Origin of the sequence: Winogradskyella pulchriflava (assembly GCF_042434315.1) — a bacterium.
In the GTDB taxonomy this organism is placed as follows: Bacteria; Bacteroidota; Bacteroidia; order Flavobacteriales; family Flavobacteriaceae; genus Winogradskyella; species Winogradskyella pulchriflava.
In genome coordinates, this window is the sequence record NZ_JBHLTQ010000001.1 from 1,124,071 (window position 1) to 1,150,218 (window position 26,148).

Genomic DNA, 26,148 nt, shown 5'->3' on the forward strand with positions numbered 1-26,148 from the left:
GTTTCAGAATCTCATCTTTAGCATTTACAATCTGTAAAGCATCGTTACAATTCGCCCCTTTTTCTCGTTAAGAATAATTTCATGTAAAACTTTAGCCGACTTTACTTTTAGGTTGAAAGGCTCAGCCAAAATATCAACACCACTTTGTTGTTTTAGTCGAATACCTTGACTCGTAATTTTATCTTTATTGGGCTCAAAGTTTCCAACTGGTAAATGCTCAGTGAGAATGATGTATTTATAATTTATAAGCTTTTGAATTAGTTGTAGAATTTCAGAATTTGATATGTGTTGAAGCACTTGTCTTAAAATAATACAATCTGCTTGAGGAAGTTCATCCTCAACAATGTCTAAGCATCGAAACTCTAGGTTGTCTTCTTTAAAAAGCGTTTTATTTCGTTCAATAAGAGATTCAACAATATCTATAGCAATATATGTTTTGGTGTGTTTGGTAAGGTGTTTTCCAACGTTAAAATCACCACAACCCAAATCGCAAACTGTTAATGCTTTATTGTGAGCGCTTAGAAAATCTGAAACAGATGCAATGTAAGGTTGAATGATTTCTGGGGTGTGAGAACCTTCACCAGAATAAAAATCAAATGCCTTTCCGCCCCAAAAATGCTTTTCGTAAATCTGACGCATAACGTCTTTTGTTGGCCAAGGTGTTTTTTTTGATTTCTTTTTCATTTCTTTTGTCATTCCTGCGTAGGCAGGAATCCATTAGAATTTGCACTTAATTAAACTATGTAGATTCCTGCCTACGCAGGAATGACAGCGTTATTAAAAAGTCTTCCCTCTGGGAAGATTTAGATGGGCTTTTTCATCTTGCTATACACATCCCAAACCACAACACCACAACTCACAGAAATATTCAAAGAGTGTTTGGTGCCAAATTGCGGAATCTCAATGACTACATCACTCACATTAACCACATTTTGAGCTACACCTTTTACTTCGTTGCCAAAAACAAATGCGTATTTTGTGTTTGGTTGAGGTGTAAAGTCATTCAGCATAGTTGCGTTTTCAGCTTGTTCTATTGCGCAAATCTGTACGCCTTCAGCTTTTAGTTTTTCAATAGCATCAAGCGTGTTTTCGGTATATTCCCACTCTACAGTTTCTGTACTTCCTAAAGCTGTTTTACGAATATCATTGTGTGGAGGTTGAGCCGTAATTCCACAGAGGTAAATTTTTTCTATTAAAAAGGCATCACTCGTTCTAAAAACTGAGCCAATATTATTTAGACTTCTAATATTGTCTAAAACAATGATAATTGGTGACTTCTCAGCTGCTTTAAACTCTGAAATTTCTAGTCGGTCTAATTCTTCGTTTTTTAGTTTTCTTGTCATATTATAATGATTGTCATTGCGAGGACGTAGGACGTGGCAATCTCTCATTCAATTGAAAAGATTACCGCGCTTCATTTTATTTCGCTCGTAATGACGATTCAAATTTTAAAAATTATCAACACTTGTAAATAACTTATACCTTTTGGGCTTCAAAAAACCTCAAATTATAAGTAAATTAGCACTCTTACAATTTCAACAAAAATACATAAATCTCTTGGCTAAAAAGGCAAAAAAAGAAACACCATTAATGAAGCAGTACAATGCCATAAAGGCAAAGTATCCTGATGCATTATTATTGTTTAGAGTAGGTGATTTTTACGAAACCTTTGGTAGCGATGCTGTTAAGGCCTCGAAAATTTTAGATATAATTCTGACCAAAAGAGGTGCTGGAAGTGACAGCGAAACTGAGTTGGCTGGTTTTCCACATCACTCATTAAACACCTATTTGCCAAAATTAGTAAGAGCTGGTGAGCGTGTTGCTATTTGCGATCAGTTAGAAGATCCAAAACAAACAAAAACCATTGTTAAAAGAGGTGTAACAGAATTGGTAACACCTGGAGTGGCATTAAATGATGATATATTACACTCTAAATCTAATAACTTTTTAGCAGCCGTTTACTTTGATAAAAAATATATAGGAATTTCATTTTTAGATATTTCAACAGGCGAGTTTTTAACTTCTCAAGGTAATGCTGAGTATATAGATAAATTGCTTCAAAACTTTAACCCAAGTGAGGTTTTAATATCCAAGCAAAGCCGTAAAGCTTTCACCGAAACCTTCGGAAATGATTTTCACACTTTCTATTTGGAAGATTGGGTGTTTCAAGCCGATTATGCCAATGAAACCTTGACGAAACATTTCAATACAAAAACATTAAAAGGTTACGGAATTGATGATTTGTACGAAGGAATTATTGCTTCAGGTGTTGTGCTTCATTATTTAAGCGAAACGCGTCATAATAAGTTAGAGCATATTACAACAATTTCTAGAATTGCTACAGATGATTATGTGTGGATGGATAAGTTCACTATCCGGAATTTAGAGCTTTACCATTCTACAAACGCTAATGCGGTAACTTTAATTAGTGTTATAGATAAGACCATTTCAGCAATGGGAGGCAGGACGTTAAAGCGTTGGTTGGCCTTGCCGCTAAAACATGCCGATAAAATAAAACAGCGTCACGAGGTAGTGAAGTATTTGCTGGATAATGAAACGGTACTTCAAAAAATTCAAGGTCAGATAAAACACATAGGTGATATAGAGCGCTTAATCTCTAAAATTGCAACGACCAAAGTAAGTCCGCGTGAGGTAATTCAGCTTAAAAATTCACTTGAAGCCATCGTGCCAATAAAATCTGTTGCCGAAAATTGTGAAAATGAAGCCTTAAAAATTCTTGGAGATAATTTACACCGTTGTGATTTACTTCGTGAAAAAATAAAGCAAACGCTAAATGAAGAAGCTCCGGTTAATGTGTTAAAAGGAAACACTATAGCTGAAGGTTTTTCTTCAGAATTAGATGAGTTAAGAGGGTTGTCTCAATCTGGGAAAACCTACTTGGACAATATGTTGCAACGCGAAAGTGAACGCACAGGAATTACATCTTTAAAAATTGCATCAAACAATGTGTTTGGATATTATATTGAAGTAAGAAATTCTCATAAAGATAAAGTACCGCAAGAATGGATTCGTAAGCAAACACTTGTCAATGCAGAGCGCTATATTACCGAAGAGCTAAAAGAATATGAGGCAAAGATATTAGGTGCTGAAGAACGTATTTTGGCAATAGAGCAGCAACTGTTTGCCGAATTAGTGACATGGATGCATCAGTTTATAAAATCCGTTCAGCAAAATGCGCAGCTTATAGGGCAGTTAGATTGTTTATGTGGTTTTGCAAGTTTAGCAAAAGCAAATAAATATACGTATCCGCTGATGGATGAAAGCTTCGATTTAGAGATTAAAGATGGTCGTCATCCTGTTATCGAAAAACAATTGCCAATAGGTGAACCATACATCGCAAATGATGTTTTTTTAGATAGAGATTCGCAACAAATTATAATGATTACTGGTCCTAATATGTCTGGTAAATCAGCTATTCTAAGACAAACGGCTTTAATTGTGCTCTTAGCGCAAATAGGAAGTTTTGTGCCAGCGCAAGAAGCTAGAATAGGATTGGTAGATAAGATTTTTACGCGTGTTGGCGCCAGCGATAATATTTCTATGGGAGAATCTACTTTTATGGTAGAAATGAACGAAACAGCATCTATTCTTAATAATATCTCAGAGAGAAGTTTGGTGCTGTTAGATGAAATAGGAAGAGGAACCAGTACTTATGATGGTATTTCTATTGCGTGGGCCATTAGCGAATATTTACACGAGCATCCTGCAAAGCCTAAAACGCTTTTTGCAACGCATTATCACGAGCTTAATGAAATGACGGAAACCTTCAGTAGAATTAAGAATTTTAATGTATCTGTTAAAGAATTAAAGGATAATGTGCTTTTTGTTAGAAAATTAGTCGAAGGAGGAAGTGAACATAGTTTTGGTATTCATGTCGCGAAAATGGCAGGAATGCCTCAGCAAGTAATAAGACGTGCAAATAAAATTTTATCAAAACTTGAGAAATCACACTCTAGTGAAGAGTTAACAGATAAGGTAAAAACCTTGAAGGACGATTTGCAATTAAGCTTTTTTAATTTAGACGATCCGTTGTTAGAAGAGATTAAGGACGAAATATTGCATACAGATATAGATACTTTAACACCAGTGGAAGCCTTGATGAAGCTTAATGAAATTAAGCGAATGTTGGTAAAGAAAAAACAAGCTTAAAATAAATTCCATTTATTTTGAAAAAAGGCTTTGCTTTTATGAGATTTATTTTAAATTTGCATCCGCTTTTACAGCGAAATAGTTCTTTAAAAACTGCGAAAGTAGCTCAGGGGTAGAGCATCACCTTGCCAAGGTGGAGGTCGTGGGTTCAAATCCCATCTTTCGCTCTATTATAATATACCAATTAGATTACAAAGACGTAATCTTGATGCTGAAGTGGTGGAATTGGTAGACACGTTGGACTTAAAATCCAATGGCCATTATGGCCGTGCGGGTTCAAGTCCCGCCTTCAGTACTTTAAGGGACAAATCAGAATTATTTGATTTGTCCCTTTTTTATTTAAGCATATCTACAGTTGCAACGGTTCTGAAGCCTATATGGTCAGAGCTTGAATCTAAACTCATTCCCATTCGAGCAGAAATCCTAAAACTAGCACAATAGGATTCATGACACAAAAAGGAACCGCCCTTCATTACAACTTCTTTTTGGTAAGGATTGTCTGGACTATAAGATGTTTCTGCACCTTTTGGGTTAACTAATATTTTTTTGCTATCAATTTGTTTGTAGTAATTGATGTTAAATAAATCCGAAGTAATTTCCCATACATTACCCAACATATCGTAAATACCTATGTCGTTGGCTTCGTAAGATTTCGTTGGTGCTAAAAATTCAAAACCATCTCTACTTTCGTTTTTAACAGGAAAAACTCCTTGCCAAGTGTTGGCTCTTTCATCTAGGCCATTAGCGCTATTTCCCCAAGTATAAATATTATCGGTTTGATTGCCTTGGGCTGCGGCCTCCCATTCTGCTTCTGTAGGCAAACGTCTATTAGCCCATTTGCAATAGGCAATGGCATCTTCATAAGCAATATGAACAACTGGGTAATTATCTTTTCCTTCAATTGAACTATTTGGCCCTTCAGGTTGTTTCCAATTTGCTCCAATTTTCCACGTCCACCACTGACTGTAATTTTGCATGCTAACAACAGCATTTACGTTTTTATTAAAAATAAGACTGCCAGGTTGTAAGATAGAATCGTGTGGTTTGGCCGTTCCTTCAGGAAGTTCTTTTTTCATTACTTCCCAGTCTATTTCACGCTCAGCTACAGTGACATAATCAGTTGCGGCAACAAATGCTTTAAATTGTTTATTTGTCACTTCTGTAATATCAATAAAGAATCCATCAACAGTAACTAGATGTGCTGGTTTTTCGCGCATCATGGCAAATTTGTCACCTTCTTTTGCACCTTGTAAAAACGTTTTTCCTGCTACCCAAACCATTCCTTCAGGTGTTGTGATATCTGAAGGTTTTTGAGTGATTGGTTTATATTTTTTTGAATTAGTATTATTTTTATTTTGTTCTGTATTTTTTTTGATTGTAGCGTCATTACAACTTTGGAAAAAAAATAGTGAAATTAAAAATAAACCTGATAATATAGTCTTGGTTTTCATAATACAGAAAATACTAATTAAAAAATAATTACATTTAGGAACTGAACGCAACAAATATAGACATTGAAGTTAAATTTTAATTTATTGTCTTATACTTGGATATGTTTGTTTAAAAACTGAGATTTCAAACTCAATTTAGAAATCTCAGTTTTTAGTTTTATATTGCTCATACTAACTAAATGCAATCAATCTAAATTATTTTTTATGATAGGAATTATCTCTTTTGTGGGCTTTACAGCTCTCGTTGCAATAATATCTTACTTGGCTACGCGAAGTACTGATGAAACTTCTTCAGACGGTTATTTTTTAGGCGGTAGAAGTTTAACAGCAGGAGTCATTGCTGGATCTTTATTGTTAACCAATTTGTCTACAGAACAGATTGTAGGTCTTAACGGTTCAGCTTACAGTGAGGGAATATTGGTAATGGCCTGGGAAACTTTAGCTGCAATTGCTATGGTGGTAACGGCATTATACCTTTTACCAAGATATCTAAAGAGTGGTTTAATTACCATACCTCAATTCTTATCAAGACGATTTGATACCACCACAAAAACACTAACTTCAGCTTTGTTTTTAACAGGTTATGTAGTAGTGTTATTACCAACCATACTCTATTCAGGGTCGCTTGCAATAAGTGGGATGTTTAATGTGCCAGAGCTTTTAGGAGTGTCGGACCAAACTGCCTTATGGATATGTGTTTGGGGAATAGGTATTATTGGTTCTATATATGCTGTTTTTGGAGGTTTAAAAGCAGTTGCAGTATCTGATACAATTAATGCTATTGGATTGTTGATAGGTGGGCTTTTAATTCCTGTATTTGGATTATTGATTGTTGGAGATGGTAGTATATCAGAAGGAATTACCACACTACAGACTAATATACCAGAAAAGTTCAATTCTATCGGAGGTAAAACAGCTTCGGTACCTTTTGCAACTATTTTTACTGGCATGATGTTGGTTCAGTTATTTTATTGGGGAACCAACCAGCAGATTATCCAAAGGGCATTGGGCGCTAAAAATCTAAAAGAGGGTCAAAAAGGACTTTTGTTAGGGTCTTTTATTAAAATACTTGGGCCTTTAATTGTTGTATTGCCTGGTATTATTGCATTTTATATGCATAAAAATGGAATGCTAGACGTTTCTGCTCCAGATCAAGCTTATGGCGAACTTGTAAAAAAAGTATTACCAACAGGACTAATAGGTTTCTTTGCGGCTGTACTTTTTGGTGCAATTTTAAGTTCGTTCAATAGTGTTTTAAATAGTTCTGTAACTTTGTTTGGGATTGATATTTATAAAGAACATATTAATAAGGATGCTGATGAGAAAACAACTGTTAAGTACGGTAAATTATTTGGTATTGTATTGGCTATAGGTGCGATGATTATAGCTCCTTTCTTGTCAGACTTAGATAGTATTTTTTCATATTTACAGCGTGTTAATGGTATTTATAGTATTCCTATATTAACGATAATTTTTGTAGGGTTTGTAACTAAAAAAGTACCAGCTATTGCTGCCAAAATAGGGCTTTTGTCAGGTTCAATCTTGTATATAATTAGTGAGTTTGTCATTCGTCCTAATAGAGTATCAAACGCCTTGGAGGAAGCCGCTGCAAATGGTATAACGTCAACGGAACGGCTGTATGAAATTGAAGTAGGTGCTTATCCCCATTTCTTACATGTTATGGCAATATTATTCTTGCTAAATGTTATTATAATGCTCATTATTGGCTATTTTAAGCCTAGAGAAGAAGCATATGTGCAAAAATTTACACAAGAAGTGGATATTACTCCATGGAAGCACGCTAAAATTTCAGGTATACTAATAACAATTATAGTGGTAGCTGTTTATGTCTATTATTCATAGGACTGACATGTCACTCATGGTATTAAATTTTGGGTCTATGTGAGTATTAGTCCAATCCACTATTAAATTATCCCTTGGTTCAATTATTACGCTCTCGAAAATATTTGATATCAAAAAGACTGCTATTATTGGTTGTCATATTATTTCTTGAATTTAAAATAATGAAGGGTTAGAGTTTGATAGTTTATTTAATGAAACTAAGCTGTTAAATTGTTTTTTAAGGACAGAAATCACCTATACAATTTATATGGTTGAGAATTATTAACCTAGTAAAATTCGTTTGTTTTTAATTTTAGTACCTTAACAACGTGTTACAAACTAATGTTATGAATATTCCATATAAACTTAAAGTTGTTTTTTGTGTTAAGTTAGTTATACTGCTATTTTGTGCGCAAATGTTTCCGCAGGAGTTACCTCCTATAGTTGTTTATACACCTCAAGATTATGGAGCGGAGGATCAGAATTGGTCAATATCCCAAGGTGTTTCTAATGAACTCTACTTTGCGAATAATAAAGGGCTTTTAGAGTATAATGGTGAACGTTGGGAATTGTATGCAACACCAAATGAATCTATTTTAAGATCCGTTAAGGCTGTAGAAGATAAAATCTATACAGGCTGTTATATGGATTTTGGTTTTTGGGTAAAGGATGATTTCGGAAAATTAAACTACACATCTTTAGTTGCTAAATTGAACATTGATTTAGTTGAGGACGAGCAATTTTGGAATATTATTTCATTAGACAACTGGGTGCTTTTTCAATCCTTAAATCGCATATACATTTATAATACTTCAGATGAGTCTTTAAAAACCATAGAGTCAAAAACGACACTCATTAAGATGTATAAAGTAGATGATCTGATTTATTTTCAGAAGTTAAATGATGGGTTATATGTTATTGAGAATGGGAAAGAAAAATTAGTCACCAATTCTGCTATTATTAAAGATGATATTATAACTAACATTTTCAATCACAATGGAGATCTGTTGCTTCAGACCAAGGAAAAGGGATTTTATGTATTTAAAAATGAGAGTGTTGTAGTATGGAATGAAAAGTTAAATGATCTGCTCTTTCATAATAGCATTTATAGCAGTGTTCAGTTGAAGAATGGGGATTATTTATTGGGAACAGTATCTAACGGCATAGTGCATCTTAGCTCAGATGGTGATATTAAATTAAGAATAGATCAAAAAAACGGATTAAGTAATAACACGGTTTTATCATTGCTTGAAGATAATAGAGGTAACATATGGCTGGGTTTAGATAATGGAATTAATATTCTAAATATAAACTCCGCAATTAAAGTCTTTAATGATGATTTAGGAATTTTAGGAACCGTATATACCTCTTTAAAATCTGATAACAACTTATATCTAGGTACTAATCAAGGTCTGTTTTACAGGGAGTTATATTCTGATAAACGTTTTGAATTCATTGAAGGTACAGAAGGTCAAGTTTGGAATTTACAAAAGATAAATAACACCATATTTTGCGGGCATGATAAAGGAACGTACATAGTTAAAGGTAATAGGGTTGAACTAATAAATGAAATACAAGGTACTTGGCAACTAAAAGAAATTGAGGGTAATCCTAATTTATTGTTACAAGGAAACTATAGTGGGTTGTATGTGTTAGAAAACTCTAATCGCCAATGGAGACTTAGAAATAAATTAGAAGGATTTGATATATCATCAAGATATTTTGAATTTATAAACACCAAGGAAGTGCTTGTAAGTCATGAATATAAGGGGGTTTATAAACTTAAACTTAATGAAGGTTTTACCAAAGTGCTTTCTTTTGAAAAAGAACCTATTGCTAAAGGCAAGAAATCAAGCCTTATGAGTTATAATAATAGAGTACTTTACTGTTTTGAAGAGGGCATATATTATTACGATAAAGAAAAACAAGGATTTTTGAAAGACAGCACACTGAGTAAGCTTATAAGTAATGATGAATACAATTCAGGAAAGTTAATATGTAATGAAAACTCTAACAAATTATGGGTTTTTTCTCAAAATAACCTCAATTATGCAGAGCCTGGTAAATTATCTTCTAATTATAAGATGTCCTCTTTTTCATTACCAAGTGAGTTAAGGAAAACAAAGGTTGGTTATGAAAATTTACTGTTTCTTAATGAGAATAAATATTTAGTAGGCGCGACAAATGGGTATATTATTATAGATTTAGATAAAGTAGAAGTTAGTGATTATACCATAACATTAAATAGTGTAGAAAATTATGCTCTTAATAAAACTCCTACGCCATTAAATATAAAAGCTAATAATACACTTCCAAATAAAAGTAATAACATAGTATTTAATTTTAGTGTAACAGACTTCAATAAATATTCAAAATCAAAGTATCAATACAGATTAATTGGTTTTAATGATAATTGGAGTGCTTGGTCTGATGAGTCTTCCATATTGTTTGAGAATTTGCCACATGGAAGCTATACCTTTGAGGCTAGGGCTAAGGTGGGAGACAGTGTGTCAAGCAATACGCTTAATTATACATTTGTTATAAGTAAACCATGGTTTCTAAAGCCACTTTCTATTGCTTTTTATGTACTGTTTTTTGTGTTCCTGCTAGCTTTAATACATTGGTTAAATCAAAGGTATTATAAGAAACAGCGTATTAAGTTACTACGGAAAAAAGAAAGAGAGTTAGAAATTAAAGAATTAGAAAATCAAAAACAATTAATGCAGTTTAATAATAAAAATCTCCAACAAGACATCGAAAATAAAAATAGGGAATTGGGTATGTCTACAATGAACTTAATTAATAAGAATGAACTTTTAAATGAAATAAAAAAGGAGCTGACAAAAGCAAAAAAAGTAGAAGATTTAAAATCTGTTATAAAACTTATTAATAACAACCTTAATACTACAAGTGATTGGAAATTGTTTGAAGAAGCATTTAATAATGCAGATAAAGACTTCCTTAAAAAAGTAAAAAAGAAACATTCAGATTTAACATCAAACGATTTACGTCTTTGTGCTTATCTAAGGCTTAATTTATCATCAAAAGAGATAGCACCATTATTGAATATATCGCATAGAAGTGTAGAAGTAAAACGCTATAGATTAAGAAAAAAGATGAATTTAGACCACGATATTAACTTAACCAACTACATCTTGGAGCTTTAAGTCCTATACAAAAAACAAAAACACCTATACATCACCACAACATTTATTGATTTAAGCTTATTTACAGCAGATTTGTTAAATCTTTATTAAACCTTGTTATTTAAGAGTTCTTTAACATGTCGTTGCGATTTTATTAAGATTTTAGCTGATTTTTTGCGATGTATGTTTTTTGTATAGCCGTATTTTGAGGAATTGTCAATATCTATTTATAAGTTGCAGCTATCTAAGCAACAAACTATGTATAAATTTTTTTTAATCCTTATTGTATGCGCTTTTTCTGTGACATTGACTGCACAGAATGTAAATGTACAAGGTACTGTTACAGAAGCGTCTTCAGGTCAGCCTTTACCTGGTGTTAATATTATTATCAAAAGCACAGCAACAGGCACATCCACAGATTTTAATGGTAACTTCAGTTTAAATGATGTACCATTAAATTCTGTATTGGTTATATCCTATATTGGATTTGTAACCCAAGAAATCACTATTACCAATAACCAACCACTGAGCATCGCATTACAAGAAGATGCCGAATCGTTAAATGAAGTTGTAGTTATTGGGTATGGCACTCAAAAGAAAAAGGAAATTACAGGTGCGGTATCTGTAGTTTCTAGCGAAACTATTGAGGAGCTCAAGCCTACAAGGATTGAGCAAGCACTGCAAGGTCAAGTAGCAGGTGTAAATATCGTATCAAACTCTGGTTCTCCTGGAGCATCTTCAACCATAAGCATTAGAGGTATCTCTACTAATGGTGATGCTAGACCTCTAATTTTAGTTGATGGTACTGTCGTTGAGGATTTAAGTGTTATTAACCCAAATGATATTGAAACTATTAATGTGTTAAAAGATGCAACAGCAGGTATTTATGGTGTTAGAGCAGCAAATGGTGTTATATTAATTACCACCAAGTCAGGAAGAAAAAGCATGCCATTAACTATAGACCTCAATACTTATGGAGGTGTGCAAGAAACCACAAGACAACTACCAATGCTAAATGCTACTGAATACGCTTTATTGTTAAATGAAGCTTATGCTGCTAATGGTGAGAGTTTACCTTATCCTAATGTTTCTGGACTAGGTAAAGGAACTGACTGGCAAGATGAAGTTTTTCAATCAGCACCAATATTTAGTACTGCACTAACCTTAAAGGGAGGTGGAGAAAAATCGACATATGCTTTTGGCAGTTCTTTTCTAACGCAAGATGGTATTGTTGGAGGTGATAAATCAAACTTTACGAGATTAACCAAAAGGTTAAGTTATAGTTTAGACTTTCTTAAAAACTTTAAGTTAAACACAGGTGTAACATGGACACATACCTTTAGAAGAACTTTACCAGAAACAGGTATTGGATCCGTATTGTTTAATGCCGTAAATATGGCGCCAACTATAGAAGAAAATGGTGCTGCAATTGGTTTAGGTTTTGAAGTGGTAAATCCACTAAAACAAATAGATAATACCTATAACAGAGGATTGGTAGATAAAATAAATGGAAACATTAATTTATCTTATGACTTCCTAGAGCATTTCACTGCACAAGCAAGTTACCAATTTAACTATGCTAAAGTAAGAGGGAAGACTTTTTCACCTTTTGTAGACTATGGTCAACAAGGAACAGTTGATAAAGTGTTTGATTTAATAGCAAACGATGATGCAGATAACAATAGTGTTGTAGAATCAAATGCATATTACAGAGATTACACATTTGATGCTTTCGTTAAGTATCAAAACAGTTTTAATGACACTCATAACGTTAATGTATTATTAGGTACTTCAGTTTTTAAAACCACAGGAGATTCTAATGCGTACAGAGGTTATGGTATTAGAGATAATTATATTGGTAATGCTAATTTAGAAGATGCACTCCGAGTAGAAAATTTAAATACTACTGGTGCAGACTTAAGTTTTGATTCAAGGTTACTGTCATATTTTGCAAGAGTGCAATACGATTATAAGGGAAAATACTTATTGTCTGCAGTAGTAAGACGTGATGGTTCGTCAAACTTTGGACCAGAAAACAAGTTTGGATATTTTCCTTCAGGATCTATAGGTTGGATTGCTTCAGACGAGGCATTTTTAGAAGATAACAATTTCATAGACTTCCTAAAACTAAGAGCCTCTTATGGTATTTTAGGTAATGATAGAATAGGTGCATTTAGGTTCGTTTCCGTTTTAGATGGAGAAGGTACTTATGTATTTGATAATACATTGTATTATGGTACTGCTGCTGGTGCAGTGTCTAATCCTGAAATTAAATGGGAAAAACAAAAAACATTGGATTTTGGTTTGGATATGCGTTTTTGGGATAACAAAATAGATGTAACTCTAGATTATTTTAAAAAGCGTACAGAAGATTTATTGGTGTCACCACCAGCTTCCGGAATTATTGGTGTAGGCGCTCCAGGATCGTCAACACCTGTTATTAATGCTGGTATTGTTGAAAACAAAGGTTTTGAGTTTGCTATTGGTTATTCCGAAGAGTTAAGCGAGAACTTTAAAATGAGCATTAAATACAACATTACTACCTTAGATAATAATGTAGTTTCAGTAAGCCAATCTGGCGGTTTTGTTCCAGGTGGAAATTTCGGAATTGGACAAGATGCGCCATCAAGAATGGAGGCTGGTCATCCAATCGGTTACTTTAGAGGATATAAAACCAACGGTATTTTCCAAAACCAAGCGCAAATTGATAATTCACCAATCTTAAACAACAATACACGTCCTGGTGATTTAATTTTTGTAGATATTAATGACGATGGAGTAATAGATGAAGATGATAAAACAAATATCGGAGATCCACTACCAGATGCTACAATGGGATTAAATATTTCTTTTGATTACAAAAACTTTGATTTTGGAGCTTATGCCTTTGCATCAGTTGGAAATGATATTGTGAGAAATTATGAAAGAAACCTACCTAACACCAATCGTTCTGTATATTACTTAGATAGATGGACTGGAGAAGGTTCAACTAATAGTTTCCCAAGAGTAACAACAGGAGCAACTAATAACACACTGTTTTCCGATTTTTATGTAGAAGATGGTTCTTTTATAAGATTACAGAATGTACAACTAGGATATTCAATCTCTTCGGATACGGCAGAAAAATGGGGAATTAATAAACTTCGTTTTTATGTCTCAGCTAGTAATTTATTTACACTAACAGAATATAGTGGTTATGACCCAACGGCATCAACAGGTGAGCCTATTGGTGGTGGTATTGATTATGGATTTTATCCTAATCCGAGAACATATTTAGTAGGAATGAACTTAAACTTTTAATAAAAAGAAGCATGAAAAAATTAAAAATCATATTAGTTTTTATAACGTTAGTTGTCATGGCTTCATGCAGTGATGATTTCGTAGATGTAGAATCTAACAACGAAAACTCTGAGGATTATTTTAACTCAGAAGAAGATTACCAACAAGCACTAATAGCCGCTTATGACTTATTGCAGTCAACATACCTAAATGTAATGCTAGGTGAAATAGCATCAGACAATACATTAGCAGGAGGTGAAAATGCAAATGATGTTCCTGGTATACAGCAAATAGATGATATGACGCATACAGAAACCAATGCACAGTTACAAAATATCTGGCAATGGATGTATGCAGGTATAAATAGAGCTAACTACATCATGGAATTTCAGAATAAAACTGATTTTGTTGGTAAAGAAAATGTATTGGCTCAAACAAGATTTCTAAGAGCGTATTATTATTTCGAACTCGTAAAGTGGTTTGGCGATGTGCCTTTTGCAGTAGATCAACGTATTCAGTTTGGTGATCAGTTTTCAATTGGTAGAACACCAAAGGCAGAAATTTATGCACAGATGGAAGAAGACCTTATCTATGCAGCAGATAATTTACCGTATGTGCAATCTCAAACAGGGCGAGTAACAAAAGGAGCTGCTCAAGCTTTGTTGGGTAAAGTGTATTTATATCAAGACAAGTTTAGTCTTTCAGCAAATGTTTTAGAAGATCTTATTGATAATGGTCCTTATGATTTGCTTTTAGATTATAGCACTATGTTCGAGAATGATAATGAAAATAATATCGAATCAGTTTTCGAAGTACAATATACAGATGAAGAAGGAGCTGGTTTTGAATGTCTTCAATGTAGTGAAGGAAATGTAGCAGTTGGTTTTAACGGTATAAGAAATTACAGTGGACCTTTGTTTGAATCTGGTTTTAGCTTTAATGTACCAACTCAAGAAGTTGTAGATGAGTTTGAAGATGATGATATGAGATTAGAGACCGCTATTTTAGATATAGAGGCTTGGGCTGCCCAAACAGGAGCGACTTACGGAACAGGAAATGAACATACAGGATATTTTAATAGAAAATACATTTCTAGACAGGGTGATGCAAATACAGGCGATGCCAATTTAACTAATCCAAATAATTATAGAGCTATAAGGTTTGCAGATGTTTTGCTTATGGCAGCTGAAGCATTAAACAGAGGAGGTATCAGTGACGATAGAGCACAGATGTATTTAAATAGAGTTAGAGCTCGAGCATTTGGCGATTCAAATCATAATGTATCGGCTTCAGGTGCAGCTTTAACAACTGCTATTTACCACGAAAGAAGAGTAGAGCTAGTTGGTGAAGGTCATCATTTCTTTGATTTGGTTAGAACTGGAAGAGCAGCAACAGAAATTGAAGGTTTTCAAGCAGGAAAACATGAGCTATTCCCTATTCCATTAATAGAAATTCAATTAGCAGGCAATCAGTGGGAACAAAATCCAGGATATTAAAAAAAAAGAGAAATGAAAAATTTAAAATTAATTTTAGTAAGCTTTCTTCTTATAGCTTTTATTGGCTGTGAAGATGATGATAGAGATACAAAATTTGTAGATAATGCCGAAGCTCCTAGCGAAGTGTCTCTGCAATTTAGAGCAACACAAGATAATTCTGGTTTGGTTACTATTACACCTACAGCAGTGGGTGCATCAAAATTTGATATTAATTTTGGTGATGGTACTGGGCAGTCTGTAGAATTAGATCCAGGACAAAGCGTTGATAATGTTTATGCAGAAGGAACATATACTGTTGCGGTTACTGCAACAGCTATTAATGGCTTAATAACACAAGTAGAACAACAACTGGTTGTATCGTTTCAAGCACCTCAAAATTTAGAAGTAACAATTGAAAATGATGTAGCAATTTCTAAACAAGTTAATGTTACAGCAAATGCAGATTTTGCAATGAGCTTTGATGTTTATTTTGGTGAGGCTGGTAATGATACACCTCTTAGTGCAAACATAGGAGAGACAGTTTCATATATTTACCAAGAAGCTGGAACATATACAATAACAGTTGTAGCAATGGGTAGTGCAATAGAAACTACCACTTACACCGAAGATTTTGAAGTAACAGCAATTGAACAACCAATAGCATCTGCACCAACGCCTCCGTCAAGAGCTGAAGGTGATGTGATATCTATTTTTAGTAGTGCATACACAGATGTTCCTGGTACAAATTATTTTCCTGATTGGGGACAAGGTGGTCAAGGAAGTGGTTGGGCTTTGTTTAGCTTGGATGGTGATGAGATGCTTCAGTACATTAATTTAAGTTACCAAGGTATAGCTTTAGCAGACGGAACTAGTGTAGATGTATCTCAAATGGAATTTCTTCATTTAGATGTATGGACGGCTGAAGCTGTTACAGACATAGAAACTTCACTTATTAATAATGCTTCGGGTACAGTTACAGAAGCACCAGTTACGACGTCTTTAACGCCAAATAGCTGGACAAGCATAGAAATACCTATTTCAGACTATACAGACCAAGGCTTAACTGTAAGTGAGATTTTTCAATTAAAATTTGTTGGAACTCCTTGGGCAGCTGGCACAGTCTTTATTGATAACATTTATTTTTATAGAGAAGCAACAGGTGTAGTAACTTCTATGATAGAAGATTTTGAAGGTGCAGAACCTACATTTACCACATTCGGAAATATTGCTGATATTGAAGTTGTAGCAAATCCAGATCAATCTGGTGCTAATACAACGAATACTGTTGCGAAAATGACAAAGTCTTCTGGTGCAGAATTTTGGGCTGGTGCGTTTTTTGAAACAGTTTCACCAATAGATTTAGCGAGCTACGGAAAAATTAATGTAAAAACATGGTCGCCTAATGCTGGTGCGGTCGTAAAACTAAAATTAGAAAATGCTGATGCTAGTATTACCCACGAAGTTGATTTAAATACTACGGTAACAAACCAATGGGAAAACTTATTATACGATTTTAGCGCAGCACCAATAGCAGATTATTCTAGAATAGTAATTTTCTTTGATTTTGGAAATGCTGGTGATGGTTCAGAATACTATTATGACGAAATAGAACTTGTAAACGATTCAGGCAGTGCATCTCTAAGCTTTCAAGATTTTGAAGGTGTAGCACCAGTGTTTACTGTTTTTGGTGATATTCCTGGGATAGAAGTAGTGGCAAACCCAGACCAATCAGGTGTTAATACAACGAGTACAGTTGCAAAATTAACTAAAGTTTCAGGTGCGCAAACATGGGCAGGAGCATTTTTTGAAACAGAAACAGCTCTAGATTTTAATACCTATTCTAAAATTAGCGTTAAAACATGGTCGCCAATTGCTGGTGCTGTTGTAAAACTAAAATTAGAAAACGCTGATGCAAGTACTACACACGAAGTAGATTTAAACACTTCTGTTTCTAATGCGTGGGAAGAATTGGTTTATGATTTTTCTGCAGCACTTGCAGCAGATTATGTTAGAGTAGTAATATTTTTTGATTTCGGGAATGCTGGTGATGATTCCGTATACTATTTTGATGAATATACTTTAACCAATTAACCTATAGTCTATAATAATTAAATATCTAATTATGAAAAATTTTAAATATATAATATATAGTATGGTAGCCTTAGTAATGTTGGTTACGAGCTGCCAGAAAGAAGATCAGGAATTTGGTGATATTACAGCACCTTCCAATATACAAATAGACGTAGATATAGTTGGGGCAGATGCTGCTAACCCAAATGGTGATGGCAGTGGTGTTGTTAATTTTACTGCAACCGCAGATAATGCAATTTCATATCAATATGTCTACAATGGCTCTAGTACAACAGCACCAAATGGTATGGCAACATACACTTTTGCAACATTAGGCTTAAACACATATTCAATCACTGTTGTTGCCTATGGTACAGGTGGAGCGTCTTCAACGACAACTATAGATGTCGATGTACTATCATTATATGAGCCACCTGCAGACTTAATTACAATGCTTACGGCAGATAGTTCAAGAACTTGGAGAATTAAAAACGAAGGAACGGGACATTTTGGATTAGGACCTATAGGAGGAATTTTTAATGAGTATTATGGTGCTGCTCCAAATGATAAAGCAGGTGTAGGTATGTATGATGACCGTTACATTTTTAATGTTGATGGAACATTTACACACATTACTGATGGTACTAATGATGACCCAACAAACGATGATTCAGGAACTGTATTTGGACGCGAGGTCTTAATTAATGAGTTAAACGGACCTGGTGAGGGTTCAGTTAATGGTGCTGATATAGAAAATTATCCGTATTCAGATTACTCAGCCCAATGGACACTGACTGCCCCAGGTGATGTAGAGACCTTAAGCTTAACAGGAATAGGGTTTTTAGGTTACTATGTAGGAGGAAGTCATAGTTATATCATTGAAAGCCGTTCTGCAAATGAAATGGCTGTTAGAACTACTGACGGAAATGGTGAATTTGATTGGGGATTTATATTAATCGCTGAATAATCTAAAATGAAATTATATAAATTAAGGACATACATAACCTTACCAATTTCATTACTTCTATTAGTTATTTGGAGTTGCTCTAGTGATAGCTCAGATGATGACTCTGGTGGTAATACAGTTTCAAATTTAGTAGTTACAGTAGAGGTTGTTGGCTCTGATGCATCTAACCCTAATGGTGATGGTTCTGGTGTGGTTAACGTTACTGCGACAGCAAATAATGCAATTAATTATGGATTTAAGTTTGGTAACGGATTAGAGCAGGCGAGTTCTAATGGTATCATTCAGCATACCTTTACCGAGGGAGGTACTAATACTTATAATATAACTGTAAAAGCTTATTCTAGTGCTGGAGAATCTATAAGCTCTGTAGAAACAGTTACCGTGTATGTAGATGAAACTATAGTCGTTCCTTCAAACTTAACACTAACAGCTTCGGTGCAAGGCTTTGATAATGATAACCCTTACGGAGATGGTTCTGGCGTAGTTAACTTTACGGCTCAAGCAGACGATGCGGTATCGTATGGCTATAGTATTGATGGCTCTAGTGAAGTACAAAGTACTAATGGTACATACCAATTTACTTTTAATAGTGTTGAGGGTGTTGAAAATCACACTATAACAGTTGTAGCTTATTCTAGTACAAATGATTCAATTGACACGTCTGAAACTATTGCAGTTTCTTATTATGTAGGGAGTCCGCCTGTTTGGGCTGATGAATTTTTTCAAGACGGATCACCAAATAGTAACAATTGGACCTATGATTTAGGTGCAGGTGGTTGGGGAAATAATGAAGCTCAAACCTATACAAGTAATGCATCTAATGTTATTGTTGAAGATGGTTTATTAAAAATAACCGCTAAATCTGAAGGTGCAGGATATACATCTTCAAGACTAAAATCTCAAGGTCTATTCCAATTTACTTATGGTAGAGTTGATGTAAGGGCAAAACTTCCTGCTTCTGCTGGTACATGGCCAGCAATTTGGATGTTGGGCTCAAACTTTCCGTCTGAAGGTTGGCCAAGATGTGGTGAGATAGACATTATGGAACAAACCGGATGGGACAAAAATAAAACACTTGGTACTTGTCATTGGTTTAATACAGCCAATTCTAGTACGGCCAGTTATGGACTAGAGACCTCAGTTTTGACATCAACATCAGAGTTTCATGTGTACTCATTAGTATGGGATGCTAACAGCATCAAAATTTTAGTAGATGATGTACAGTTTTTTGTTATGAACAGCAATAGTGCATCAATACCAAGTTCCCCTTTTGAAAGCGACTTTTTCATTATTCTAAATGTTGCAATGGGAGGATCTTTAGGAGGTGATATTCCGGACAATTTCACCCAAGATAGTATGGAAATAGATTATGTAAGAGTTTATGAATAAGATGAAGATTTCAAAAAATATAATAACGCTTCTGGTTATTGCAATATGCTTTATATCGTGTAATAGAAGCAATGATAAATTAGCAGTTTTATCAGAAGTTGAAAATGATACTTCTACAACTATAGATAATAAAGTAGAAGAATTATTAAGCAAAATGACCTTAGAGGAAAAAATAGGTCAAATGAATCAGTATAATGGGTTTTGGGATTTAACAGGTCCAGCACCTGCTGAAGGTGCTGCAGCTAAAAAATATGAACATCTCAGAAAAGGTTATGTTGGTTCAATGCTCAATGTTAGAGGAGTTGAAGATGTCAGAAAAGTTCAGAAGGTAGCTGTAGAAGAGACGAGATTAGGTATTCCTTTAATTATTGGATTTGATGTTATTCATGGGTATGAAACTTTGAGTCCTATTCCATTGGCAGAATCTGCAAGTTGGGATTTAGAAGCTATAAAAAAATCAGCAGAAGTAGCGGCAGAAGAAGCTGCGGCTGCAGGTATTAATTGGACATTTGCACCAATGGTAGATATTTCAAGAGATGCACGATGGGGAAGAGTCATGGAAGGTGCTGGAGAAGATCCATTTTTAGGGTCTAAAATAGCCAAAGCTAGAGTAGAAGGATTTCAGGGTAATGATTTATCGGATTACAAAACAATTGCAGCATGCGCAAAGCATTTTGCAGGTTATGGATTTGCTGAAGCAGGTAGAGATTACAATACGGTAGATGTTGGAACTTCAACATTAAATAATATTATTTTTCCGCCTTTTCAAGCAGCTATAGAAGCAGATGTAAAAACATTTATGAATTCATTCAATGAATTAAACGGTGTACCTGCAACAGGAAATAAGTATTTGCAAAGAGACATATTAAAAGGCAAGTGGAATTTTGATGGCTTTATGGTTTCAGATTGGGGTTCAATTACTGAAATGATTGCTCATGGACACGCTAAAGATGGTAAGCAAGCTGCTGAAATGGCTGTAAAAGCTGGCTCTGACATGGATATGGAATCATATTTGTATGTTGAAGAATTAGCAGGTTTAGTAAAAGAAGGTAAAGTAGATGAAGTTTTAATTGATGATGCAGCAAGAAGAATTTTAAAAGTAAAATTTGAATTAGGTTTATTTGATGATCCGTATAAGTATTGTAACGAAGAACGTGAAAAAGCAACATTAGGAAAACAAGAATTTCATGATGCTGTTTTAGATATGGCAGTAAAATCTGTGGTATTGCTCAAAAATGAAAATGATCTTTTGCCATTAAAAAAGGGTAATCAAAAAATAGCAGTTATAGGTGCTTTAGCAAATGATAAAACCAGTCCATTAGGGAGTTGGAGAATTGCTGCTAAAGATGAAACAGCAGTATCTGTTTTAGAAGGGTTAAAGCAATATAATGGTAATGAAATCGTCTATGCTAAAGGGGCAGATGTATCAATCGGCGAAACTAATTTTGTTAAAAACCTAAAGATAAATAATACAGATAAATCAGGTTTTTCTGAAGCAAAAGCAATTGCAAAAAATGCTGATGTTGTTATTATGGTGCTGGGTGAACACGGTTTTCAAAGTGGTGAAGCAAGAAGTAGAACTGAAATAGGTTTACCTGGAGTACAGCAAGAATTATTGGAAGAAATATATGCTGTAAATAAAAACATAGTTTTAGTACTTAATAACGGAAGACCATTAGCAATTCCTTGGGCTGCGGAGCATATTCCTGCAATAGTTGAAGCGTGGCAACTCGGAACCCAAAGTGGTAACGCTATTGCTAAAATACTCTATGGGGATTACAATCCAAGTGGTAAATTACCTATGAGTTTTCCAAGAAATGTTGGGCAAGTACCTATTTATTATAACTACAAGAATACAGGAAGGCCGAGCAATCCAGAACCAGGTGTTGTATTTTGGTCACATTATATAGATCAAAGCAATACACCATTATATCCGTTTGGGCATGGTTTAAGCTATTCAAAATTTGAATATTCAAATATGGAGGTAGTAGTTAATAATTCTGCTGAAGAAGTAAGCGTTTCTTTCACTTTAAAAAACAATAGCAAGATTAAAGGAAAAGAAGTGGCACAACTCTATATTAAAGACTTGTACGCAAGTGTCACCAGACCTGTGAGAGAGTTAAAAGGCTTTGAGCTTGTAGAATTAAATGCTTTTGAAGAAAAATCTATAACCCTAACCCTTACAAAAGCAGAATTAGGTTTCTATAATAATGAAGGTAAATATGTATTAGAACCTGGTGAATTTGAGGTTTTTGTAGGAGGAAGTTCTAATACAGTTTTAAAGGAAAAATTTGATTTACAGTGGGATATAAATCAATAATTTATAGTCTTTTCATAATCTGTTTTTTTTCATGTAATCATGAAGAAAATAAAGTGCTACTGTTTGAAGATTTTATGGATGAAGCATTAAATACTTCTCTTTGGAATTATGAGCTTGGTGATGGTTGTCCAAACCTTTGTGGATGGGGAAATAATGAAAGACAAGTTTATACTAAAGATAATGTTGCATTAAAGGATGGAAATTTAATTATAACCGCAACCAAAGATTCTACCTTATACCAATCTGGAAGAATAACAACACAAAATAAATTTGAGTTTAAGTATGGAGAAATTGAGGCTAGAGCTAAACTGCCAAAAGGAGCAGGGCTCTGGCCTGCAATTTGGATGTTAGGAAATGATATTAAGGAGATTGGTTGGCCAGCTTGTGGTGAAATTGATATAATGGAATATGTGGGCAAAAATCCACACGAAATACATACAACCCTGCATACTTCTGATAGTTTTGGTAAATCAATAAATACTAAAATAACAACCATAGAAACTATTGAAGAAGGGTTTCATATATACAAAGCAAAATGGACAGAAAATGAAATTGCCTTCTATATAGATGATAAAGAAGTCTATGTCTTTTCTCCAGAAGTAAAAAACAATAAAACATGGCCATTTAATAAACCGTTTTATCTCATTTTAAATTTAGCTATTGGTGGTGATTTTGGTGGACCAGATGTAGATGATACGATTTTTCCTAAAGAATTTATTTTAGATTATATTAAAGTAACTGGATACTAATAGAGAAACTTGTATCAAAATCACTTATCCATTGGAATATTTTGTGTTTTTCTTCAAGATATAAGTACTATTTCTAAATCTCACATAAAAGTAGTGTCTATAGTTATAAATCTCATTTTATTGGATTGTAAAACTGTCAAGTTGAAAAAAAATTGTCAAATATTTTTTGTACAATAGAGTAAAGAACTTATTTGTGTATTATTTATTTAACTAAATTTGGGTATGACAACACTAAAAGAGTTAGCTGCACTATTAAATATTTCTGTCTCTACGGTTTCAAAGGCGTTAAATGATAGCCATGAAATAAGTGAAAAAACAAGAATACGTGTTAAGGAGTTAGCAACTAAGCTAAATTACAAACCAAATAGAATAGCACAACAGCTAAAAACTAACAAGAGCAAAACTATTGGTGTAATTTTACCAACAGTTACCAATCCTTTTTTTGCGGAAGTACTTCACGGTATTGAAAGAACAGCAACGGATAACGACTATGATATTATTGTTTGTTTATCTAACGAAAACTATACTAAAGAAAAAAAGAGTTTAGAGTTACTATCTAATGGTAGTGTTGATGGTTTTATCATAGCTGTTGCTAGAGAAAGTCAGGTTAAGAAACAAACGGAACATATTGATGCAATTCTCAAAAGTAAAATTCCAGTTTTAATGTTTGATAGAGTTGTGAATGAAATTAACTGCGATAAAGTTGTGGTTGATGATTTTCAATCTGTATATGAAGCTACCGAATATTTAATTAAAAAAGAAAACAGAAAAAATATCCTTCTTGTAAGTAACATAGAAGAGTTAAGTGTTGGTAAGCTTAGAATTAAAGGCTACTCAAAAGCTGTGCAAGCTCATGATTTAAAACCTGAAATCTTAAAATTAGATAATGCTATCGATGTTGATATTGAAAAAAGAATATATAATTATTTAAAGAATAATAAGATTGATGCCATACTTTCAATTGATCATATCACAGGAATTGTTGCTATAAATATGGCAAAAAAACTAGGAAAAGACATTCCGAAAGATTTGTCCGTTGTAGGTTTTGGATATGAGCATACACAATTGTTGTCAAGTCCTAAAATCTCAATTATTCATCAAAAAGCTCATAAAATAGGTGAAATGTCTATGAAATTGTTAGTGGATAGTATAAAAGAGGAAGATCATGAATTAAAAACTATTATTGTGCCAAGTGAATTAAAACTAAGCGAATCCTCAAAATAGATATAAAAAAGCCTGATGAAAATCAGGCTTTTTAAATTTTTATAACAAAAAGTTATTAATTAACTTTTCATTTTGTTAGCAGCTTTATCTACAGCATCTTTTCCTGCTTCTTTAGCCTTATCTACTGCCTCATTAGCAGCATTTTTAGCGTCATCAGCTAATGCTTCTGCCCCTTCTTTAGCGCTGTCTACAGCGTCACCAGCAGCTTTCTCTGCACTGTCCATAGCATCACCTGCTTCATCAACAGTATCGTCAACAGCATCTTCAACATCATCTACTGCATCTTCTATGGCATCACCTGCGTCATCCATAGCATCACCTGCATCGTCTATTGCCTCTTCAATTTTGTCTTCAGTCTTTTCCTTTGTATCTCTACAAGAGGTGAATGATAATCCTAATACAGCAACAAGTGCTAAGCTTAATACAACTTTTTTCATTTTAATAGTTTTTAGTTTTTAATTTTTACAATAACAATAATTAATTATCATCATTATCTATTTCGTCAACAACATCTTCAACGGCTTCTCCCGCTTCTTTAGTTTCTTCAACTGCATTGTCAACCGCTTTTCCTGCTTTTTCCATAGCACCTTCGGTTTCTTTAGCAGCACTTTCTACTGTTTCTTCTGCTTTATCTGCAGTTTCTCTGCAAGAAGTGATTGATAATCCTAAAAAAGCAACTAGTGCTAAACTTAATACAAGTTTTTTCATTTTAATAGTTTTAGTGTTAATAGTAGTTAATATTCGAATATACTAATTTTAATGAAATTTTAACAAATTTGCATGGTTTATTAGTGTTCTCAATTTGTCTATATACGGATATAATCTACAATTTGGATGACAGCTCCTTTGTTTTTGTTAATAAAGTCAATATTTATAAATCCTTGAGTAACTCTCGTTTCCTTGTTCTCAACTAAATCTGTAATGGCAGAATTAAACTCTTGAGCACTGGAAACCGAAATAACTCCATTGGCATTGATAAGTGCTTTGGCTTCTGGGAATTTGTCGTAGTTTTTGCCAATTAGGATAGGTATTCCAAATACAGAAGGTTCTAATATATTGTGTAAACCCGTTGTGCCTGCAGCTCCTCCAACATAAGCAATATCTGCATAGCTATAAACTTTGCTTAAATATCCAATGATATCTAAGATAAATACATTGTAATTGGTTAAATTTTGATTGGTCTTTTCAGAAAAACTTATAGCATTTACTTTTAATTGTGATTTTATAGAAGCCGTATAGCTTGGTTTTATATTGTGAGGAGCAATAATAAATTTTAGATTAGTGTTACTATTGTTGTTTATATAATCTATAAAAAGTTTGTCGTCTTCAGGCCAAGTACTTCCAAAGACAATACATAATTTATCATTTTTAAATTCCTCTATAAAATTGATTGAATTATCTGTTTTTAATTGATTTAAAACCCTGTCAAATCGTGTATCACCAGAAACTGAAACATTATTATAATCTATACTTTCTAATAAAGTTTTAGAGTTTTCATCCTGAGTGAATATATGTTTAAACCCTGATAAAGCAGATTTCATAAAGCCACCATACCACTTAAAAAAACTTTGGTTATTTCTAAATACAGCAGATATAAGGATGGCGTTAAGATTTCTTTTTTTGATTTCGAGCAAAAAGTTTGGCCAAATTTCATATTTAACAAATATGGTGTAGTCTGGGTTTACAATATTTAAAAAACGTTTAGCATTTGTTTTAGTATCTAGTGGAAGATACACAACAATATCTGCAATTTTGGTATTCTTCCTAACCTCATAACCAGAAGGGGAAAAAAAGGATAGAACAACTTTATAATTAGGATACTTAGCCTTTAAGGCTTTAAAAACAGGTAGGCCTTGTTCGTATTCACCTAATGATGCGCAATGAAACCAAAAAGTTTTGTCGTTTGGCTGTATCGCATTTTGGAGTTTCTTAAAGGTGTTTTTTCTTCCAACAACACCTTGCTTTAATTTGGTGTCAAAAAGTGCTATGAGTTTAATAAAAAAACTCGCAATGTAAATTCCTATGGAATAAATTATTCTCAAAGACAAAGATTTGTGCTAAAATAC

At 33.8% G+C, this 26,148-nt stretch carries 17 protein-coding genes and 2 tRNA genes; 13 read left to right on the top strand and 6 right to left on the bottom strand.

Annotated elements, in window-relative coordinates; all coding sequences use genetic code 11:
* Positions 1 to 24: 24 nt before the first annotated feature.
* Positions 25 to 684: a class I SAM-dependent methyltransferase gene (locus ACFFGA_RS04860; protein ID WP_386060447.1), complete on the bottom strand. Its 660-nt coding sequence runs from the start codon at positions 682 to 684 to the stop codon at positions 25 to 27.
* Positions 685 to 803: 119 nt separating this feature from the next.
* Positions 804 to 1,343, bottom strand: coding sequence for an RNA methyltransferase (locus ACFFGA_RS04865; protein ID WP_386060450.1), 540 nt, complete (start codon positions 1,341 to 1,343; stop codon positions 804 to 806).
* A 214-nt stretch (positions 1,344 to 1,557) separates the two neighbouring features.
* On the opposite strand from ACFFGA_RS04865, the gene mutS reads away from it, so the two are divergent.
* From mutS to ACFFGA_RS04880, 3 genes are all read left to right on the top strand, one after another.
* The gene (gene mutS / locus ACFFGA_RS04870) at positions 1,558 to 4,170 is read left to right on the top strand and encodes a DNA mismatch repair protein MutS (protein WP_386060453.1); all 2,613 of its coding nucleotides are present in this window, start codon (positions 1,558 to 1,560) and stop codon (positions 4,168 to 4,170) included.
* 95 nt (positions 4,171 to 4,265) lie between these two features.
* Positions 4,266 to 4,337 (top strand) — tRNA-Gly (locus ACFFGA_RS04875).
* A gap of 43 nt (positions 4,338 to 4,380) precedes the next feature.
* A tRNA-Leu gene (locus tag ACFFGA_RS04880) sits at positions 4,381 to 4,465 on the top strand.
* A 40-nt stretch (positions 4,466 to 4,505) separates the two neighbouring features.
* Here ACFFGA_RS04880 and ACFFGA_RS04885 read toward each other — a convergent pair.
* Positions 4,506 to 5,621, bottom strand: coding sequence for a formylglycine-generating enzyme family protein (locus tag ACFFGA_RS04885; protein ID WP_386060456.1), 1,116 nt, complete (start codon positions 5,619 to 5,621; stop codon positions 4,506 to 4,508).
* Positions 5,622 to 5,825: 204 nt separating this feature from the next.
* On the opposite strand from ACFFGA_RS04885, the gene ACFFGA_RS04890 reads away from it, so the two are divergent.
* The 10 genes from ACFFGA_RS04890 (at position 5,826) to ACFFGA_RS04935 (ending at position 24,082) form a co-directional block, all read left to right on the top strand.
* Entirely contained in the window at positions 5,826 to 7,484 is a 1,659-nt protein-coding gene (locus tag ACFFGA_RS04890; RefSeq protein ID WP_386060459.1) for a solute:sodium symporter family transporter, read from the top strand.
* A 326-nt stretch (positions 7,485 to 7,810) separates the two neighbouring features.
* Positions 7,811 to 10,630, top strand: a complete 2,820-nt coding sequence (locus tag ACFFGA_RS04895; RefSeq protein WP_386060462.1) for a triple tyrosine motif-containing protein — start codon at positions 7,811 to 7,813, stop codon at positions 10,628 to 10,630.
* 237 nt (positions 10,631 to 10,867) lie between these two features.
* Complete coding sequence (locus ACFFGA_RS04900; protein ID WP_386060465.1) at positions 10,868 to 13,909, top strand: SusC/RagA family TonB-linked outer membrane protein; 3,042 nt, start codon at positions 10,868 to 10,870, stop codon at positions 13,907 to 13,909.
* A gap of 11 nt (positions 13,910 to 13,920) precedes the next feature.
* Positions 13,921 to 15,384, top strand: coding sequence for a RagB/SusD family nutrient uptake outer membrane protein (locus ACFFGA_RS04905; protein ID WP_386060468.1), 1,464 nt, complete (start codon positions 13,921 to 13,923; stop codon positions 15,382 to 15,384).
* 12 nt (positions 15,385 to 15,396) lie between these two features.
* Entirely contained in the window at positions 15,397 to 17,454 is a 2,058-nt protein-coding gene (locus ACFFGA_RS04910) for a PKD domain-containing protein (protein ID WP_386060471.1), read from the top strand.
* Positions 17,455 to 17,485: 31 nt separating this feature from the next.
* Positions 17,486 to 18,400, top strand: coding sequence for a glucan endo-1,3-beta-D-glucosidase (locus ACFFGA_RS04915; protein ID WP_386060473.1), 915 nt, complete (start codon positions 17,486 to 17,488; stop codon positions 18,398 to 18,400).
* Positions 18,401 to 18,406: 6 nt separating this feature from the next.
* Positions 18,407 to 19,789 (top strand): family 16 glycosylhydrolase, encoded by a 1,383-nt coding sequence (locus tag ACFFGA_RS04920; protein ID WP_386060475.1) that lies wholly within the window; start codon positions 18,407 to 18,409, stop codon positions 19,787 to 19,789.
* Position 19,790: 1 nt separating this feature from the next.
* Positions 19,791 to 22,109, top strand: a complete 2,319-nt coding sequence (gene bglX / locus ACFFGA_RS04925) for a beta-glucosidase BglX (protein ID WP_386060478.1) — start codon at positions 19,791 to 19,793, stop codon at positions 22,107 to 22,109.
* Positions 22,110 to 22,183: 74 nt separating this feature from the next.
* The gene (locus ACFFGA_RS04930) at positions 22,184 to 22,858 is read left to right on the top strand and encodes a glycoside hydrolase family 16 protein (protein WP_386060480.1); all 675 of its coding nucleotides are present in this window, start codon (positions 22,184 to 22,186) and stop codon (positions 22,856 to 22,858) included.
* A 222-nt stretch (positions 22,859 to 23,080) separates the two neighbouring features.
* Positions 23,081 to 24,082: a LacI family DNA-binding transcriptional regulator gene (locus ACFFGA_RS04935; protein WP_386060483.1), complete on the top strand. Its 1,002-nt coding sequence runs from the start codon at positions 23,081 to 23,083 to the stop codon at positions 24,080 to 24,082.
* Positions 24,083 to 24,141: 59 nt separating this feature from the next.
* Here the strand turns inward: ACFFGA_RS04935 and ACFFGA_RS04940 are convergent, their stop codons facing one another.
* The 3 genes from ACFFGA_RS04940 to ACFFGA_RS04950 form a co-directional block, all read right to left on the bottom strand.
* Positions 24,142 to 24,519, bottom strand: a complete 378-nt coding sequence (locus tag ACFFGA_RS04940; RefSeq protein WP_386060486.1) for a hypothetical protein — start codon at positions 24,517 to 24,519, stop codon at positions 24,142 to 24,144.
* 40 nt (positions 24,520 to 24,559) lie between these two features.
* On the bottom strand, positions 24,560 to 24,790 hold the full coding sequence (locus ACFFGA_RS04945) for a hypothetical protein (protein WP_386060489.1): 231 nt from the start codon (positions 24,788 to 24,790) through the stop codon (positions 24,560 to 24,562).
* Between the two features lie 98 nt (positions 24,791 to 24,888).
* The gene (locus ACFFGA_RS04950; RefSeq protein ID WP_386060492.1) at positions 24,889 to 26,124 is read right to left on the bottom strand and encodes a 3-deoxy-D-manno-octulosonic acid transferase; all 1,236 of its coding nucleotides are present in this window, start codon (positions 26,122 to 26,124) and stop codon (positions 24,889 to 24,891) included.
* Positions 26,125 to 26,148: the final 24 nt, after the last annotated feature.